The 17,058-nt window shown below is 43.0% G+C and carries 13 protein-coding genes; 5 read left to right on the top strand and 8 right to left on the bottom strand.

Annotated features, from left to right (window positions below):
• Window positions 1-52: 52 nt before the first annotated feature.
• Window positions 53-1,387 (bottom strand): NADP-specific glutamate dehydrogenase, encoded by a 1,335-nt coding sequence (gene gdhA, locus M5X66_RS00450; protein ID WP_036950079.1) that lies wholly within the window; start codon window positions 1,385-1,387, stop codon window positions 53-55.
• 268 nt (window positions 1,388-1,655) lie between these two features.
• Window positions 1,656-2,090 carry a universal stress protein UspA gene (gene uspA, locus M5X66_RS00445; protein ID WP_036950081.1) on the bottom strand — a complete coding sequence of 145 codons (435 nt, stop codon included), beginning with the start codon at window positions 2,088-2,090 and terminating at the stop codon, window positions 1,656-1,658.
• 433 nt (window positions 2,091-2,523) lie between these two features.
• Here uspA and uspB point away from each other — a divergent pair, with 433 nt between their 5' ends.
• The gene (uspB, locus tag M5X66_RS00440; RefSeq protein ID WP_036950083.1) at window positions 2,524-2,859 is read left to right on the top strand and encodes a universal stress protein UspB; all 336 of its coding nucleotides are present in this window, start codon (window positions 2,524-2,526) and stop codon (window positions 2,857-2,859) included.
• Window positions 2,860-2,985: 126 nt separating this feature from the next.
• On the opposite strand, the gene pitA is transcribed toward uspB, so the two are convergent.
• Window positions 2,986-4,473 carry an inorganic phosphate transporter PitA gene (pitA, locus tag M5X66_RS00435; protein ID WP_036950148.1) on the bottom strand — a complete coding sequence of 496 codons (1,488 nt, stop codon included), beginning with the start codon at window positions 4,471-4,473 and terminating at the stop codon, window positions 2,986-2,988.
• A gap of 378 nt (window positions 4,474-4,851) precedes the next feature.
• Between pitA and M5X66_RS00430 the strand changes: the two genes are divergently transcribed.
• Both M5X66_RS00430 and M5X66_RS00425 read left to right on the top strand, forming a co-directional pair.
• Window positions 4,852-6,048, top strand: a complete 1,197-nt coding sequence (locus tag M5X66_RS00430) for an NAD(P)/FAD-dependent oxidoreductase (protein ID WP_036950085.1) — start codon at window positions 4,852-4,854, stop codon at window positions 6,046-6,048.
• A 448-nt stretch (window positions 6,049-6,496) separates the two neighbouring features.
• Window positions 6,497-7,195: a pirin family protein gene (locus tag M5X66_RS00425; RefSeq protein ID WP_270103789.1), complete on the top strand. Its 699-nt coding sequence runs from the start codon at window positions 6,497-6,499 to the stop codon at window positions 7,193-7,195.
• Window positions 7,196-7,295: 100 nt separating this feature from the next.
• Here M5X66_RS00425 and pckA read toward each other — a convergent pair whose 3' ends face one another.
• The 4 genes from pckA to M5X66_RS00405 form a co-directional block, all read right to left on the bottom strand.
• The gene (gene pckA, locus M5X66_RS00420) at window positions 7,296-8,915 is read right to left on the bottom strand and encodes a phosphoenolpyruvate carboxykinase (ATP) (RefSeq protein WP_036950089.1); all 1,620 of its coding nucleotides are present in this window, start codon (window positions 8,913-8,915) and stop codon (window positions 7,296-7,298) included.
• Window positions 8,916-9,118: 203 nt separating this feature from the next.
• Window positions 9,119-9,991 carry an Hsp33 family molecular chaperone HslO gene (hslO, locus tag M5X66_RS00415; protein WP_036950091.1) on the bottom strand — a complete coding sequence of 291 codons (873 nt, stop codon included), beginning with the start codon at window positions 9,989-9,991 and terminating at the stop codon, window positions 9,119-9,121.
• Between the two features lie 28 nt (window positions 9,992-10,019).
• A complete protein-coding gene (hslR, locus tag M5X66_RS00410) occupies window positions 10,020-10,460 on the bottom strand; it encodes a ribosome-associated heat shock protein Hsp15 (protein ID WP_036950093.1) in 441 nt (146 codons plus the stop codon).
• A gap of 67 nt (window positions 10,461-10,527) precedes the next feature.
• Window positions 10,528-12,627 carry an IgaA/UmoB family intracellular growth attenuator gene (locus M5X66_RS00405; RefSeq protein ID WP_108479671.1) on the bottom strand — a complete coding sequence of 700 codons (2,100 nt, stop codon included), beginning with the start codon at window positions 12,625-12,627 and terminating at the stop codon, window positions 10,528-10,530.
• A gap of 277 nt (window positions 12,628-12,904) precedes the next feature.
• On the opposite strand from M5X66_RS00405, the gene nudE reads away from it, so the two are divergent.
• Window positions 12,905-13,459: an ADP compounds hydrolase NudE gene (gene nudE, locus M5X66_RS00400; RefSeq protein WP_270103788.1), complete on the top strand. Its 555-nt coding sequence runs from the start codon at window positions 12,905-12,907 to the stop codon at window positions 13,457-13,459.
• A 95-nt stretch (window positions 13,460-13,554) separates the two neighbouring features.
• Here nudE and mrcA read toward each other — a convergent pair whose 3' ends face one another.
• Entirely contained in the window at window positions 13,555-16,095 is a 2,541-nt protein-coding gene (gene mrcA / locus M5X66_RS00395; RefSeq protein WP_036950099.1) for a peptidoglycan glycosyltransferase/peptidoglycan DD-transpeptidase MrcA, read from the bottom strand.
• A 116-nt stretch (window positions 16,096-16,211) separates the two neighbouring features.
• Between mrcA and pilM the strand changes: the two genes are divergently transcribed.
• Window positions 16,212-17,057, top strand: coding sequence for a pilus assembly protein PilM (gene pilM / locus M5X66_RS00390; protein ID WP_154610018.1), 846 nt, complete (start codon window positions 16,212-16,214; stop codon window positions 17,055-17,057).
• Window position 17,058: the final 1 nt, after the last annotated feature.

Here is a 17,058-nt window from a genome sequence, read left to right as displayed (position 1 = left end):
CACAGCGACAAACTTGTACGACCGCCCTTTCGCTTACGTTTTGAGTTAAACCTTACACAACGCCTTGTGCAAACATAGCGTCAGCGACTTTAACAAAGCCAGCAATGTTCGCGCCTTGGACGTAGTTGGTTTGTTTGGCTTCGCCACCGAATTCAACACAGTGGTGGTGAATGTCCAACATAATGTGGTGTAAACGCGTATCCACTTTTTCTGCTTTCCAGCTTAAGCGTGCTGCGTTCTGCGCCATTTCCAGACCTGAAGTTGCAACACCGCCAGCGTTAGCTGCTTTACCAGGAGCAAATAGAACACCTGCTTCAAGGAATAGCTCAGTTGCAGGAATAGTGGTTGGCATGTTTGCGCCTTCCGCGACAGCTTTAACGCCATTTTGGATCAGCACTTTAGCCGCATCTACATCCAGTTCGTTCTGTGTTGCACATGGCAGTGCGATATCCACTGGAACGCCCCAAGGTTGTTTACCCGCTAAGTAAGTTAAACCAAACTCTTTCGCGTATTCTTCAACACGACCGTAGTTGTTTTTAATAGCTTCTAAGCGTGCAAGTTTTTCAGGGGTGAAACCGGCTTCATCCACGACAGTACCGCTAGAGTCGGATGCAGTAACGACTTTTGCACCTAATTCCATACATTTTTCAATGGTGTATTGAGCAACGTTACCCGAACCTGAAACAGCCACTCGCATGCCTTCAAAACCTAAACCGTGGCGTTTGAGCATCGCGTCAGTGAAGTAAACAAGACCGTAACCGGTTGCTTCTGGACGAATTAAGCTACCACCAAATGACAGACCTTTACCGGTGAAAACGCAAGAGGTGTCATTAGACAGTTTTTTCATCATCCCAGTCATAAAGCCAACTTCACGACCGCCCACACCGATATCACCAGCAGGAACGTCAGTATCAGCCCCTAAGTGGCGATAAAGTTCTGTCATTAATGCTTGGCAGAAACGCATCACTTCACCATGGCTTTTTCCTTTAGGATCAAAGTCAGAACCGCCTTTTGCTCCGCCCATTGGTAGGGTTGTGAGTGCATTTTTGAGGGTTTGTTCGAAGCCTAAGAATTTCAGGATGGATAAGTTAACGGATGGGTGGAAACGCATGCCGCCTTTGAATGGACCAATCGCAGAGCTGAATTGAACACGCCATGCGCGGTTAACTTGCACCTTTCCTTGATCGTCCATCCAACATACGCGGAACTGGATCACTCTTTCTGGCTCAACGAAGCGTTCGAGAAGTGCTTGATCGCGATATTTTGAATTTTGTTCAATGAAAGGCCAAAGAGAAGTGAATACTTCACGCACTGCTTGTAGGAATTCAGGCTGTGAAGGATCTCTTTTTTGGACAGACTCCAAGAATGAAGATAGTGTTTGAGCCATCTTTGTCTTCCTTTTTCAATGTGGATATTGTTGTGAGGTGCCTCACTATTTCTTATCTTTTTTTTTAGGAAATGTGAGGTCGATTTGTGTTTGCCTATTGAATATATCATTAGTTTATATTCTCAATTCAAGGTTTTTTTTTACTCATTTGAAAAAAAAATTGCTTGACCTGCCAATCACTCCCTTCAGACGATTATTTTGCCGCAAAAAAAACGCCTGCATAAGCAGGCGTTTTCAGTGAATAATATTTCAATTTATCGATGAAGAATTATTCTTCTTCGTCATTCAGTGGAACAATCAGCATATCCACATGAACAGTATTGATTAGCTGGCGAGCCGAAGACATCAGCTTGCTCCAGAAATCTTGGTGATGTCCGCAGACAACTAAGTCCATGTCGTATTTTTTGATAGCATCCACTAACACCTGACCTAAGTCACCGCTACCGCTAAGGGTTTCTTGGATGTCATAACCCGCACCTGCGGAAAGGTCTCTTAGTGAATTACGAGTTTCGTCAGTGATGCGTTGTTGCATATCACCTAAATTCACATCGATAAGGCCGGTGTACAGATCCGAGTAATTAACATCAACATGGATCATAGAGACTTTGGCTCCGTACGGTTTCGCCATAGAAACTGCTTTATCCAGTAAAACTTTACTTTCAGGTGATAAATCAACCGCGACAAGAATATGTTTATAAGCCATAAGTAAACTCCTTCCAAATGCTGATTTAACTGGTGGTTAACGACGTTCACCAATATCTTATGAATATACTATACCTGCTAATCGCGATAACTAAGTGTCGTTTTGATCACATCTAGCAGATTAATTTTTAAGGATTAAAAGACAGAACATTTGATAAAACAATAACATCATTCATTCAATATTAATATATATCAGTTCAAAATTCGAATTACCGCAATGCCAGTAAGTGTAATCAACAATCTGTAAATTAACAGTTTATGACTCCCACTTTTTTGAAGTCAAAATTTGAACCATCTGCACTTTTTTTAAGCAATGAATTGTGTTTAAGTAACGACATGCCCTACAATGAAAATAAATGATGTTAGTGCAATATTTTGGCGGTATTTCCTTTAGTGACAACGGGGCAATTTAGGTTCGTTCTAAGGAGGGGATTATGTTCAGTGTAATTGCATTATTTTGGGCACTCTGCATTTTGTGCATCTTAAATATGATGCGCTATTTTTCTTCTATTCGCGTTTTATTATCTATTCTGAGGGATTCGGATCCTCTACTTTATCAATCCGTTGATGGTAATGGCTTTTTCACGACTCACGGTCAGCTTAACAAGCAATTGCGCCTTGTCCGTTATATCAATACCAAACAGTACCTTGAGCACTACGATCCTGATGTAATATTCCGTTGTGAACGTATTCGCAAGCAGTTTATGTTGATCAGCCGATTAAGCATTTTAGTCGTTGTGAGTTTGGTCTATATGGTGATAGCCAATTAACCTCGCGTTTGTTATTCCCTTTATTCAAGGCAAAAAAATAGTGATGACCGGAAACCGATCATCACTATTTTAGAATGCTTATGCTTAGAGTGTGCAGGAAGCCCTAACTGGGCTCCCTACCGCTGATTAGATAATCTTCAGCGCAATCCAGTACAGTACACCGGACAGAATGATGGAAACAGGAAGCGTCAGTAACCATGCAAGCGCAATGCTCTTAATAGTTTTACTCTGAACACCACCACCATCAACTACCATCGTACCCGCTACCGCAGAAGAGAGAACTTGGGTTGTTGAAACAGGCATACCTGTATAACTTGCCACACCGATAGATACCGCCGCAGTGACCTGAGCCGATACGCCTTGTGCGTAAGTCATACCTTTCTTACCGATTTTCTCACCGATAGTCACCGCAACACGCTGCCAACCGAACATGGTACCCAGTGCCAGTGCTAACGCAACGGCAACGATAATCCATAACGGTGCATACTCAACAGTATACAGCAGGTCATTACTCAGCTTTTTCAGTAAGCTCGCATCTTTTGCGCTAGTTTCTGGTAACTTCGCCACAGCATTCGCAGTATCGGAGATACACATTAACAGGCGACGAGTTTGGTTGCGCTGATCAGGTGTTAACTCATCATAGCTCTGAATGCCGCTGAGCATCTTCTGAGCTTGATTTAAGATAATTGGCGTACGCGAACTGTCACAATGGAACTCGCCTTCTTCTGGCTTGTTCTCCGCCATCATAGGCGTATTTTCAATTGCGTGGTTTAAGGCTGGTTTATGTGTTTCATAGTATTGTTGCAGATGAACCACCGCATCATGTGTTCTCGCGATATCATAACCGTTTGAATTCATGTTAACGACGAAGCCTGCTGGTGCAACACCAATTAACACCAGCATAATCAGACCGATACCTTTTTGCCCATCATTCGCGCCGTGAGAGAAGCTCACGCCGACAGCAGACAGGATCAATGCAGTACGCGTCCAAAATGGTGGTTTGCGTTTACCATCTTTCTTCTCACGCTCAGCTGGCGTTAAGTGAATACGGCGACGTTTTTTCGTTCCGCTCCAATAACGGCGCAACATGAAAATCATCAGCCCTGCAATCACAAAACCGATAGCCGGAGAAAGAATTAAGGACATGAAAATACTGATCATTTTAGGAATATTCAGCGCATCAACCACCGATGTATCAGTCACTATCGCATTGGTTAAACCAACACCGATAATGGCACCGATCAGCGTGTGAGAGCTTGATGCTGGAATACCTAAATACCAGGTTCCAAGGTTCCAGATGATAGCAGCCAGTAGCAATGAAAAGACCATTGCAAGGCCGTGAGCAGAGCTCACGTTAAGGAGAAGGTCTGTTGGTAAAAGATGAACAATGGCATATGCCACGCTCAGCCCTCCCAGCAAGACACCGAAAAAGTTAAATACCCCGGCCATGACAACCGCGAACTGAGCGCGCATTGCTCGGGTGTAAATCACCGTTGCGACCGCGTTAGCAGTATCATGGAATCCGTTAATCGCCTCATAGAACAGCACAAATAACAGTGCTAGAACTAACAATAGACCTGTGTAAAATTCTAAACCTGTAAAAAGATGTAGCATAGACGTTAAGCCATTATTGGTTGGACATGAACGCGGCGCATTATCAGTGACAAACGCTAGCGGTGGAAGCGAAATCTGACCTTTTTTTGATTTAAATACCAATCAAAAAATCATCAAATACAAACTATCCCTTTAATATCATCCAGTTACCACAATTAAAGTTATTCTGAATTTTTGAAACTTTTTTTATGATAATTTGTGAAAATCTGGGGGAAATAGTCTTTTTTCGCGATTTTTCCTAATTATAATACGTCTACCATACTTTTCATTAATTCTTCGATGATCCGCTGCATTACAACCTACGTTAAATCGCGTAAAATAGCGGCATAAATATTCGTAATTACGATAAAAATCAAATATATATAGAGAACCCTGATTGTGAGAAATATTGACGTTATTATTTTAGGTGCAGGCGCGGCCGGATTATTTTGCGCTTCACTCGCTGGTAAGCGCGGTTTAAATACCCTTGTACTGGATAACGGTAAAAAATTAGGGCGTAAAATTTTGATGTCCGGCGGTGGACGCTGTAATTTCACCAATATGTACGCCGATCACAATAACTATCTCTCGACTAACCCTCATTTTTGTAAGTCAGCACTTGCTCGCTATACACAATGGGATTTTATTGAGCTTGTTGGCAAATATCAGATTCCTTATCACGAAAAGACCCTAGGACAGCTATTTTGCGATAATAGTGCGCAAGATATCGTCGATATGCTGAAAAGTGAGTGTGATCAGCCCAATGTCACTATCAAGCTACGCAGTGAAGTCACCCAAGTCGACAAAACGGATGACGGCTATGTTGTCACGGTGAACGGAGATCAAGTAAGTACTCGCTTACTGGTGGTTGCAACTGGCGGACTTTCAATGCCAGGCTTAGGAGCAACTCCGTTTGGTTATCGACTTGCCGAGCAATTTGGGCACAGCATCATCCCTACCCGTGCTGCACTCGTTCCTTTTACCTTACACAAACCTCTACTTGAAGCACTTCAAGCCCTTTCTGGGGTTTCCGTGGCGGCAACCGTCACATCCGCCAGCGGTGTGCTATTTAAAGAAAATATCCTGTTCACTCACAGGGGACTATCAGGTCCGGCAATTTTACAAATTTCGAATTACTGGCAACCCGGCGAGTATGTGAGTATTAACTTACTTCCAGAGATTTCATTGGGGGAATTTCTGACCAATGAGAAACAACAGCGCCCTAATCAATCGCTCAAAAATACCTTAGCGACACTGTTACCTAAACGCTTAATTGAGGTCTTACAACAACTTGGACAGATTCCAGATTGCCCACTCAAACAACTCACCCACGCACAGATTGATGCTCTTGATGACTTGTTGCATAACTGGCAAGTACAACCTAACGGCACAGAAGGTTATCGTACTGCGGAAGTGACTCTTGGTGGCGTTGATACCCATGAAATTTCATCCAAAACCATGGAATCGCTCAAGTCTCCCGGACTTTATTTTATTGGCGAAGTGATGGATGTGACGGGTTGGTTAGGGGGATACAATTTCCAATGGGCGTGGAGTTCCGCTTCTGCTTGTGCGGAAAACTTGCTCCATCAAGCTTAATCGCGCACGCTTTTATGAAATTATTTAATCCATTGAAAAATAATGGATATTATTTAATTTCAACCAAATCAGGCAGTTGAGCATTGAGTTTAAATAAATCTAAAATTGGTTAAAAATAACTCTTTACAAACGATAGTGATAACTATTATCATTATCACATCTTCCGCAGGCGACTTAACTTAGTCAGTCTCTTGTAGGAGGTACGACATTGCTCACATTGCTTCCAGTGTTTACTTTAGCCAGCATATGCTGGCTATTTTTTTATCTGTACCTTGCCATTTCATACCGAAAATCATCTTGGTGATATCCTAGAATCTTATTCAAATTTTTTGGATCCTATGGTTAATGTCGCCTACTTTTCTCTTTCTACAATTTGGCTAAACTGTCATCAACAAGTTAAGCAAGAGCCCAATGAAAATTGGATATCCGCTTTTAAGGAGATGACTCAATGATCTATTTACGCCAAGCAAATGAACGTGGACACGCAAACCACGGTTGGCTGGACAGCTGGCACACTTTCTCGTTCGCTAACTATTACGATGAAAAATTTATGGGTTTCTCAGCGTTAAGAGTCATCAATGAAGACTACATCGCTGCGGGACAAGGGTTTGGTACTCACCCTCATAAAGACATGGAAATATTGACCTACGTGCTGGATGGTGCCGTTGAGCACAAAGACAGCATGGGCAATATGGAACAGATCCCTGTGGGTGAATTCCAAATCATGAGCGCGGGAACGGGTGTTCGTCACTCTGAATACAACCCAAGTAATGAAAAAGAGCTGCGTTTATACCAAATCTGGATCATTCCAGATAAAAATGGCATCGAGCCACGTTACGAGCAAAAACGCTTTGATTCGACAAGTGGTAAGCAATTGGTGTTATCACCAGATGCACGCGATGGCTCGCTAAAAGTTAACCAAGACATGACCTTATGGCGCTGGGCATTACCAGCTAATGAGCAAAGCACTTACGACATCGCAGAAAAACGTGTTGTTTGGATCCAAGTCGTTAAAGGCAACATTGAAGTTAATGGGCAGAAAGCAACGACTAGCGATGGTTTAGCCATTTGGCAAGAAAATCAGCTAACGATTAAAGCTGATGAAGAGAGTGAAATTTTAGTTTTTGACTTGCCTGCTGCGGAATAATTTTTCAGGTAAGTAAACGCTAACACCAATGGGAAAGGCTCTACACGATGATGTTATCTTCAATCGTTGTAGAGCCTTCTTTTATCTGTACTACCCGAAATTACAGTTTAGGACCGGCTTTAACCAGTGCTGCACCTGCAGGGGTATCAGTGTACTTATCGAAATTCTTCACGAAGCGATCCGCTAAGTCTTTAGATTTTTCATCCCACTGAGATTTATCAGCGTAAGTATTACGTGGGTCAAGGATATTGGTATCCACACCCGGTAATGCTGTTGGGACTTCTAAATCAAACACTGGCAGCTTGATGGTATCCGCTTTTTCGATATCGCCACTTAAGATTGCATCGATGATTGCACGCGTATCTTTAATAGAGATACGTTTGCCTGTACCGTTCCAACCAGTATTGACTAAGTATGCTTTCGCGCCTGCGGCTTCCATACGCTTCACTAATACTTCCGCGTATTGAGTTGGGTGCAGAGATAAGAATGCTGCGCCGAAACATGCAGAGAATGTTGGAGTTGGTTCAGTCACACCACGCTCTGTACCGGCTAACTTCGCCGTGAAACCAGACAGGAAGTGGTACTGAGTTTGTTCTGGCGTTAAGCGAGAAACTGGTGGTAACACACCGAATGCATCTGCCGTCAGGAAGATAACTTTTGTCGCATGACCCGCTTTAGAAACTGGTTTTACGATGTTTTCGATGTGATAGATAGGGTAAGAAACACGCGTGTTCTCAGTTTTAGAGCCGTCATTGAAATCAACTGAACCGTCAGCCAATACCATAACGTTTTCTAATAACGCATCACGTTTGATAGCGCCATAGATGTCTGGCTCAGCTTCTTTAGACAGGTTGATAGTCTTCGCGTAGCAACCGCCTTCGAAGTTGAATACACCGTCATCATCCCAACCATGCTCATCATCACCAATTAACTTACGTTTTGGATCTGTAGACAATGTGGTTTTACCTGTACCAGACAGGCCGAAGAAAATTGCAACGTCGCCTTTTTCACCAACGTTTGCAGAGCAGTGCATTGATGCGATGCCTTTTAATGGCAGCAGGTAGTTCATCATAGAGAACATACCTTTCTTCATTTCGCCGCCGTACCAAGAACCGCCGATTAACTGCATACGCTCAGTTAAGTTGAAAGCAACAAAGTTTTCTGAGTTCAGACCTTGCTCTTTCCAATTCGGGTTAGTGCATTTTGCACCGTTCATCACGATAAAGTCTGGTTCAAAACCAACTAACTCTTCATCAGATGGACGAATAAACATGTTTTTCACGAAGTGAGCTTGCCATGCAACCTCAGTGATAAAACGGACTTTCAGACGAGTATCTGCGTTCGCACCACAGAATGCATCCACAACAAACAAACGTTTGCCTGATAGCTGCTCAGTCACTAAGTGTTTCAGGCTGCTCCAAACCTCTTGGCTCATTGGTTTGTTATCGTTTTTACCTTTACCTTGGTCAGCCCACCAAACGGTATCACGGGTTACATCATCGCGAACGATATATTTATCTTTTGGGGAACGTCCTGTAAAAATACCGGTATCAACAGCAACAGCACCTAACGTAGTGACGGTACCGCGTTCATAACCTTCAAGACCTGGCTTGGTTTCTTCCTGAAATAACAGCTCATAACTTGGGTTATAAACAACTTCAGCGACGTCATGAATGCCGTACTTTTCGAGATCCTTCAGGGTAATGCTTTTAGCGCTCATTATATTGCTCCTGGTAAACATAGCTATTCTGCCGACGATCATAAATCTTTACGACTAATTAACAGCGATAGTTATCAAAGAATTGAAAATGTATAATTTTTTTTAATTCATAATGAGACTTAGAGCACGTTATAATCCTTTAAAATTATAAAAAAAGGGTGCAAAATTGCACCCTCGTCACATAATTAGGTTGCTAAATCGTATCAGTGAAGTTGCTGATTTCGCTCATTATTTAACCCGATGATATCGGATTCAATAAATACATAGTGTGAGCCACAATATTCACACTCCATATCAATTTTCCCATCTTTGTGCAAAATATCCATAACATCTTCATGGGTTAATGTCGCTAAAGACGCTTCACAACGTTCACGTGAACAAGTGCAACGGAACTCAACAGATTGTGGGTCATACAGCGTGACATCTTCTTCATGATATAGACGATGAAGTACCTCTTTCACGTCTAATTCGCTGAGCTCTTTGCCTTTGATAGTCGCAGTCAGTTGCACTAAGTGATCAAAAAACTCGTGGCTAGTCTCTCCTGCAGCTGGTAAAACTTGCAGCAACATCCCGCCAGCAATCGCTTTGCCATCTTGTTCACTAACACGGATAAACAGGCGGGTTGGTAACTGTTCAGATTGGCGGAAATAGGCATCAATACTCTCTTCAATGCTATTGCCTTCAATCGCCACAATCCCTTGATAACGCTCACCTTGTTTTGGTGTAATTGTGATGACAATGAACCCGTTACCAATCATTTGCTGCAACGTACTTCCCGCGACAACAGGACCCTCAACACGGGCAACACCGCGCATTTGTTGTAGGTTATTACCGTTAATCACGGCTAACTTCACAGGGCCATCACCTTGGATTTGAACGGTAATGTCACCATCAAATTTTAAAGTTGCAGTCAGTAAGCTGGTCGCAACCAGCAGTTCTCCCAGCAGCATTTTGACGGCTTCTGGGTAATCATGATTTTCTAGAATATGATGAAAAGTCTCATCGACAGTAATCATTTCTCCACGTACCGCATGCTGTTCGAACAGGAAACGGTGGAGTTGGTCTTGTTTAGCCATAATTTCTCTCTATTACTCAGGCAGTCTATTAAGACGATTCATGGGAATTCGTGTGTTTAAATTTTAGCAGAGTCCGACGCTCTTTTTTATCGGGACGTCTGTCAGGATGTGGCATCGTGAGTGCATTCATCTTACGTGCCATCGCCATCTTTTCACGTTGTTCAAGGCTTTCTACGGTTTCACGGTAGAGTAACTGAGCTTCTGGTGCGCCTTTACGTTGATTGCTGATCTCGAGCACTTCGATAATCCGCTCATCATTTCCTTGACGCACTTTTATCATCGCACCCAATTCAACAATTTTGCCCGGCTTACTTCTTTGCCCATTGTAATGGACTTTTCCGCCATCAATCATCTCACGAGCAATGGAACGTGTTTTATAAAAACGTGCAACCCATAGCCATTTATCAAGGCGAACTTGTTCAGCGGATGATGGCTTTGTTGAAGATTGATTTGTCGATAACGGCTTCATGGTGCCTCCTCACACTTAGTTTGAATGCCAAACCAAAATGAGGCTCCATGGTCAGGGAAGGATAATACTATCTAGACTCGGAAGGATTATCTGCCTCATAGCATTTATCGTAATATTCAGTGATTTTACGCAAACGCCGTTTGTTATTCAAAACTCGAATAATAATTAATGTTCCATTTATCAAGGTACAAATGATTAAGAAGAAAACCAACATTGAACGGCAGACATATTCTGATAACACATCTTCATCCAAGCGTTCATGAACCACCACTTGCAATGTGCCATTGGCATCTGTCGAAATGTTCGTGATAACCCCTTCAACATCAAATGGGGTATTAATCAGAATGCTAGATAAGCGCTTTAACTCATACCATCGCTGAACTTGGTTCATTTCGCTCAGTGAACTTACTGGCATTATATCTACCAGCGGGCGGTTTTCATCGCTGATCAACAATACCCCACCTGGTGGTGGGCTATTGAGTTTACGAACTTCCTTCTCAAGTTCTTTCTTGATGAAATCATATGTGGTGTCTTCAACGAGGTTTTCCAAGGCATCAGCACTTCCTGCACGTAATAAAACATGCGCACCACTTAATTTTCCTGAAGACGCTTTATTTACCAATCCCGGCCAATCATCCACACTTCCACCCAAGTTAGACAATGCGCTTTTGAGTTTAATGCAATGATCTTGTTGATCACACAACGCGTTGGTTTTTAATACGATTTCTGAAAAATCGAAAATAATATTCATTCCCGATTTCATGATTTCACGCTGCAATCTTGGGTTAATTCCCGGGGCATCTTTATCTGGATGTAATTGATTTTTTACGCTATTCAATAAATCTATGGCTCGATTCACAATCTCAGATTGCGGCTCAGTAATCAGGTTAATATTATTCCAATACACACCCGAACAATCAAAAGGCACAAACAACGCTTGATTGGCATCATTCAAATTAGGAGGACGATAACACATCCCCATTCCCTTCGCTGATAATGTATCTCCAACTCTAATTTTACGCGCTGTTAAATCTGAAGGGTCAACAACACTGACTTTTTTCGCACCTTCAATCCACGCAAAACCTAATTTTACTGGCAAACTAATCGATTGATAAGAAAACACCATCGCCAAAACGAGCAATGCACTGAAAAACATCAGCACATTCTTTTTAAATCGTTTATAGGGGTAATAGCGTTCCTCTTCATGAACTGAGAGATATCGACCATACCGTAGCACTTCTCCCGTCGAATAGAGGTCAATATTCGTAGGATGGTTTAGCTCATATTTTAGGTAAGGGAGCCAATAGGTGGGGTAGTGCAAATCTACACCCCCTATCGAAATGGTGGATGAGTATTTTTTATCTAACTCTCCGTACAATTCCCAGCGTTTGGCTTGCCCATAAATACATTGCACATCTTGATAGGGTCTAGGAAAAAGACGTAAACGGAATAATAAAAACATTCCGAGGATAAAAACCACCGCAGCTAATGTCAGCCCCCATCCTTGAAAAATGGGAATAGAAACAATCGTCAGATAGCCGATAAAAAAACTGAGGCTCACCACAATCGCCCCTAACCACCCGGAAGAATTATGGAGTCGATGCTCCTCTTTACTTTCCTTACGCATCTTCAGCAATTGAATGGTATTCGGTTCACCTTCATGGATATCAGCCTCAGGTTGAGTCCTAGGCTCCTCTGAAGGGACTTCCCATTCATAGCTAAATTCCTTCAATGAGTGACCATTGAGAGCCACAATTAAAGGCAGATGATCCGTTTCTACAATTTCCATGGCATTTTGTCGTTGTAAGAACGGTTCTAGTTGAGAAGGTAACTGAACTTCAATCGTATCAATAAAATAACGCCAACCCTGCCCTTGCTCTTGACGCAAATTAAATCGCGTAATGGCATTACAGATGGTAGCAACAGTCGCATTTTTTCGTATTTGCCATGCAGCTTGGGAAGGCGAATGAAGGTTTTTAGATGCACTGTGATTAAGATACTGGGTGATAGTCTGGAAATCAGACTCAATCATTTTTTTAAACGCGGGTGTTGCTAGAGAGGGTATTTGATAGACACTAGAACGCCGTCCCCGCCGGAAGAACAGAACGGAAACCATTATAATTAGGCTAGCTATTATCAGAGCCAGTATAATGACGGTGTTTAGCATTTTTTTCTCAACAGAATTGTCTACTTAAAAAGCATAGCAACGTAATGCTATTCACTATATAAGCCAATTCCTATTCTCTTTCAGTTTTTGTTTTATTTTACAATATGTTGTAAATAAAATGTTTTACTTATTAATCAGTGCGATTTTCATAAGTAGATTATACTAACAGCATTTTCTCCACCCTATAATCTCTATCATTTTTTTTTGATATGCGTCATAGTTAAAGACAATGTATGCTTGCCCTCATGGATCCCATTCACCTGATTCGGAAATCGTTATGACAGAGTTAAAAAAACCAAAAATCCTGAATATTCAAGATGTTGCTAAATCTAAACTATTCAGTATCCAATCTGTTGACCTCGAATTTAGTAATGGCGAAAAACGTATTTATGAAAGAATGCGCCCCGCAAAGCGTGAAGCAGTTCTTATCGTCCCCATCATTGATGATCACCTGATTTTGATCCGTGAATACGCCGTGGGTATCGAAAACTATGAGCTAGGCTTCCCTAAAGGAGCCGTAGACCCAGGAGAAGCCCCTCTTGAGGCAGCTCAGCGAGAACTCAAAGAAGAAATCGGTTATGGGGCTCGCCAAATTACCCCTTTGGCAAAACTCACCATGTCCCCATCTTACTTTTCCAGCAAGATGAACATACTTATAGCTAACGACCTATTTAGCGAAAAACTTGAGGGGGATGAGCCAGAACCGCTCCAACAAGTCAAATGGCCGATTGCACGTATGATGGAGCTCCTCGACCACCCTGACTTCAATGAAGCCCGCAATATTAGCGCGTTGTTTTATGTGGAACGTTACTTAAAAAATAACGCGAAATAACGCCACTCGATATTCAATCTATCCAATACCCTAAATAAGTACACCCCATGCCAAACGGCGATGGGGTGCAGTTTATTTACACTCAAAACAGCTCATTAGAATAGCTCTTGGCTGGCTCCATTTTCCGTTGAAATGGTCGTTCCAACCTCTTGTACCGCGCGCTCTTTCGGCTCAGTTCCTTCGATAAAGTATTCACTACGAGAAGGTCCACCGGATGAGAGTTTACCTGTACGGGTATCGATAGAGACTGAAATAATTCCTTTTGGTGGTTGCATAGTTTTCACCGGAACGCCGTCAAGGGCGGCTTTCATAAAGTCATCCCAAATCGGCTGAGCACTCTTCGCACCTGCTTCACCACCGCTTATTCCGGTACGACCTAATGTGCGCTTGTTATCATCAAAGCCAATCCATGCTGAGGCAACAATATCAGGACCATAACCGGAGAACCACGCATCTTTCGAGCTATTCGTGGTTCCTGTTTTCCCGCCAATGTCACGACGACCGCCCAGATCACGCCCCGCACGCCAACCGGTACCTGACCAACCTGGCTCACCATAAATATTTGTCACCATCGCATCGCGAATTAAGAACGCCAGCGGTGTGCTAATAACATGCGGGGCATATTGGTCTTCAGGGCTCTGCTGTTCTGCGGTCGTAGACAGTGCCATCGTTGGCTCTTGCTCCACCACATTATTATTCGATTGAGTCACTTCCTCTGTTGCGTCTTCGCCTTCAGAATCACTCAGCGCAATCGTACGCGCCGTATCCCCATAAATGACCGGAATATTTGTACACTCAGGACACGCAATTTTTGGTTTCGCTTCGAAAATTACTTCATCGCTGTGATTCTCAATCTTCAAGATATAGTAAGGATCAACAAGGTATCCCCCATTCACCATCACGGCGTAACCACGCACCATTTGCATTGGGGTAAATGATGGAGCACCCAGCGCCAACGCTTCTGTACGGTTAATATTCTCTTTCGGGAAACCAAAACGCGTTAAATAATCTGCGGCATAATCCACACCCATGGCGCGCATCGCACGCACCATCACCACGTTTTTCGACTGACCTAAACCTTGACGTAAACGGATAGGACCATCATAGCGCGGTGGTGAGTTCTTCGGACGCCAGTCTGAACCAGCTCCCGCATCCCAACGGCTAATCGGCACATCATTGAGTAATGACGATAACGTTAAGCCTTTATCCATCGCAGCCGTATACAAGAATGGCTTAATATTTGAGCCCACTTGGCGCAATGATTGCGTCACGCGGTTAAATTCACTCATATTAAAATCAAAACCACCCACAAGGGCTATCACCGCCCCATCATTCGGATTCAATGCAACAAATGCTGCGTTCACATCAGGGACTTGTGCTAACCACCAGCTATCTTTAACCTGACGAACCCAAATTTGCTCACCAGGCTGCACAACTTTATTCACGGCAGATGGCGTACCACCTTGCTGAGTATCTGAAATAAATTTACGCGCCCAGCGCACACCCGCCATCGTAATTTGGATGTCCGATCCATCCGCCAGCATGACTTTTGCATCGCTGCTGCTCGCAGACGTGACAACGGCTGGAACCAATGAACCATAGTTTGGTAATTTTTTCAGTTTCTCAACGATTTGTTCTTTATCCCATGCGGCTTGGCTACCGCTCCATAACACTTCTGCAGGACCGCGATAACCATGGCGAATATCGTAATCTATCAAATTATTACGTACGGCTTCGGTCGCCGCTAACTGGTCTTTACGCACAACCGTGGTGTACACCTTATAACCATCGGTATAGGCATCTTCACCGTATTTTTCATACATCGTTTGGCGTGCCATTTCCGCTAAATAAGGCGCAGAAAAATCCACTTTTGGTGCGTGATAAGAAGCGACAATTTTTTCACTTTTCGCTTGCTCGTACTGATCTTGCGTGATGTATTTTTCTTCTAACATCCGCATTAATACGACGTTACGGCGGTTAACCGCACGGTCATAAGAGTAAAGCGGGTTGAATGTTGATGGCGCTTTCGGTAAGCCGGCAATCATTGCCATTTCACTTAGCGTTAACTCATTGACTGTTTTACCAAAATAAACATAAGCGGCTGCACCCACACCATAAGCACGGTTACCTAAATAAATTTTATTCAGGTACAGCTCCATAATTTCATCTTTGGTAAATAACTGTTCGATACGAATCGCCAAAAATGCCTCTTTTGCTTTACGCATCAAGGTTTTTTCTGGGCTTAAATAGAAGTTTCTCGCCAGCTGCTGAGTAATGGTACTCGCCCCTTGCGATGCATGACCCGATGAAGCCATCACAGTCACAGCACGGAAAATACCAATTGGATCAATACCATGGTGCTCATAGAAGCGGCTATCTTCTGTTGCAATAAAGGCATGCACTAACATTGGAGGAATGTCAGTTAATGGCAATGGAATACGGCGCTTTTCACCATATTGGGCGATCAGTTCATTATCTGCACTGAATACCTGCATTGGCGTTTGCAGACGAATGTCTTTCATTGTTGCGACATCAGGCAGCTCACCTTCGACATATTTGTACATGCCATAAATCGAGGCGCTTCCCAAAAAAATGCAACAGAAAATCAGAATTAAAAAATATTTTACGAACTTCACCGAAGAATTCCCATATGCAACTGACAGGCGGGTTTAGATATCACTGCTGCATAGTATAAAGCTTATACAGCACAATAGAAAACGTAATTTAATTGTTAATGATAAGGATATTATGTATGTATTCACCAAAATGGCACATCGGGATTGAGCTATCTCAGCACCACATTCAGTTAGTTGCTGCAAAAAAACATCGCAAACTCTGGTCGTTATGTGAATGTTGGCAACAAGCGCTACCTTTTGACAGCGCATCACATACCCTTGATGAACACCGCGTAATTTTACGCAATATTTTGCGACAATGGCGTCAGAAATTACCTAAAAACTGCTCTGTTTCTATCGCATTACCCTCACTAAGGTCTCTCCAAAAACAGGTCCCACTTCCCAACCAAATGAGCTTGCAGCAACCCGAGCTAAGCTGGTATTTACAAGCGCAAGTTGACCAACTTTTTCCCATGCAAGCCCAAGAGCTTGCTGTAGATTATCGGATCATTGGGCAACAAGTTTACTTCAATGCCGCACGCCAATCTGATATTACCTTCTGGCAAGATTTATTACTGGAGAGCGGCTATCACCTGCTGGCTGTAGATATTGCCCCCATCGCGCTGCGTTACCTTGCTCGGCATGCTCAGCTGCCTAACGAATGTTGGCTTGTTTACTATCGCCAAAACGAATGGTTTTGGTCAGGGCCTATCAGCCAACCTGCAAGTTATAGTCATATTCAAAACGATAATCCGACTCAAGATAATCAACCAGTGCACATTAACCAGATTCAATCCTTATTAACTGACGATCCTGAAGCCTTAAAATTACCGATTTACTACATTAGTGACCACGATATTCAAGGCATAGAGTATCGATGGGATTTACTGCAAGCTTTTCATCAATACCCCATCAAATTACCCCGTCAATTGGGGGACTTTGTGATTGCCGCGGGGCTGGCTCTGCGTCATGGGGATCTTTAAT

This window comes from Providencia sp. PROV188, from assembly GCF_027595165.1.
Classification (GTDB): Bacteria; Pseudomonadota; Gammaproteobacteria; order Enterobacterales; family Enterobacteriaceae; genus Providencia; species Providencia lanzhouensis.
Note: the sequence above shows the minus strand (reverse complement) of the source record. Positions and strands in the feature narration are given on the sequence as shown.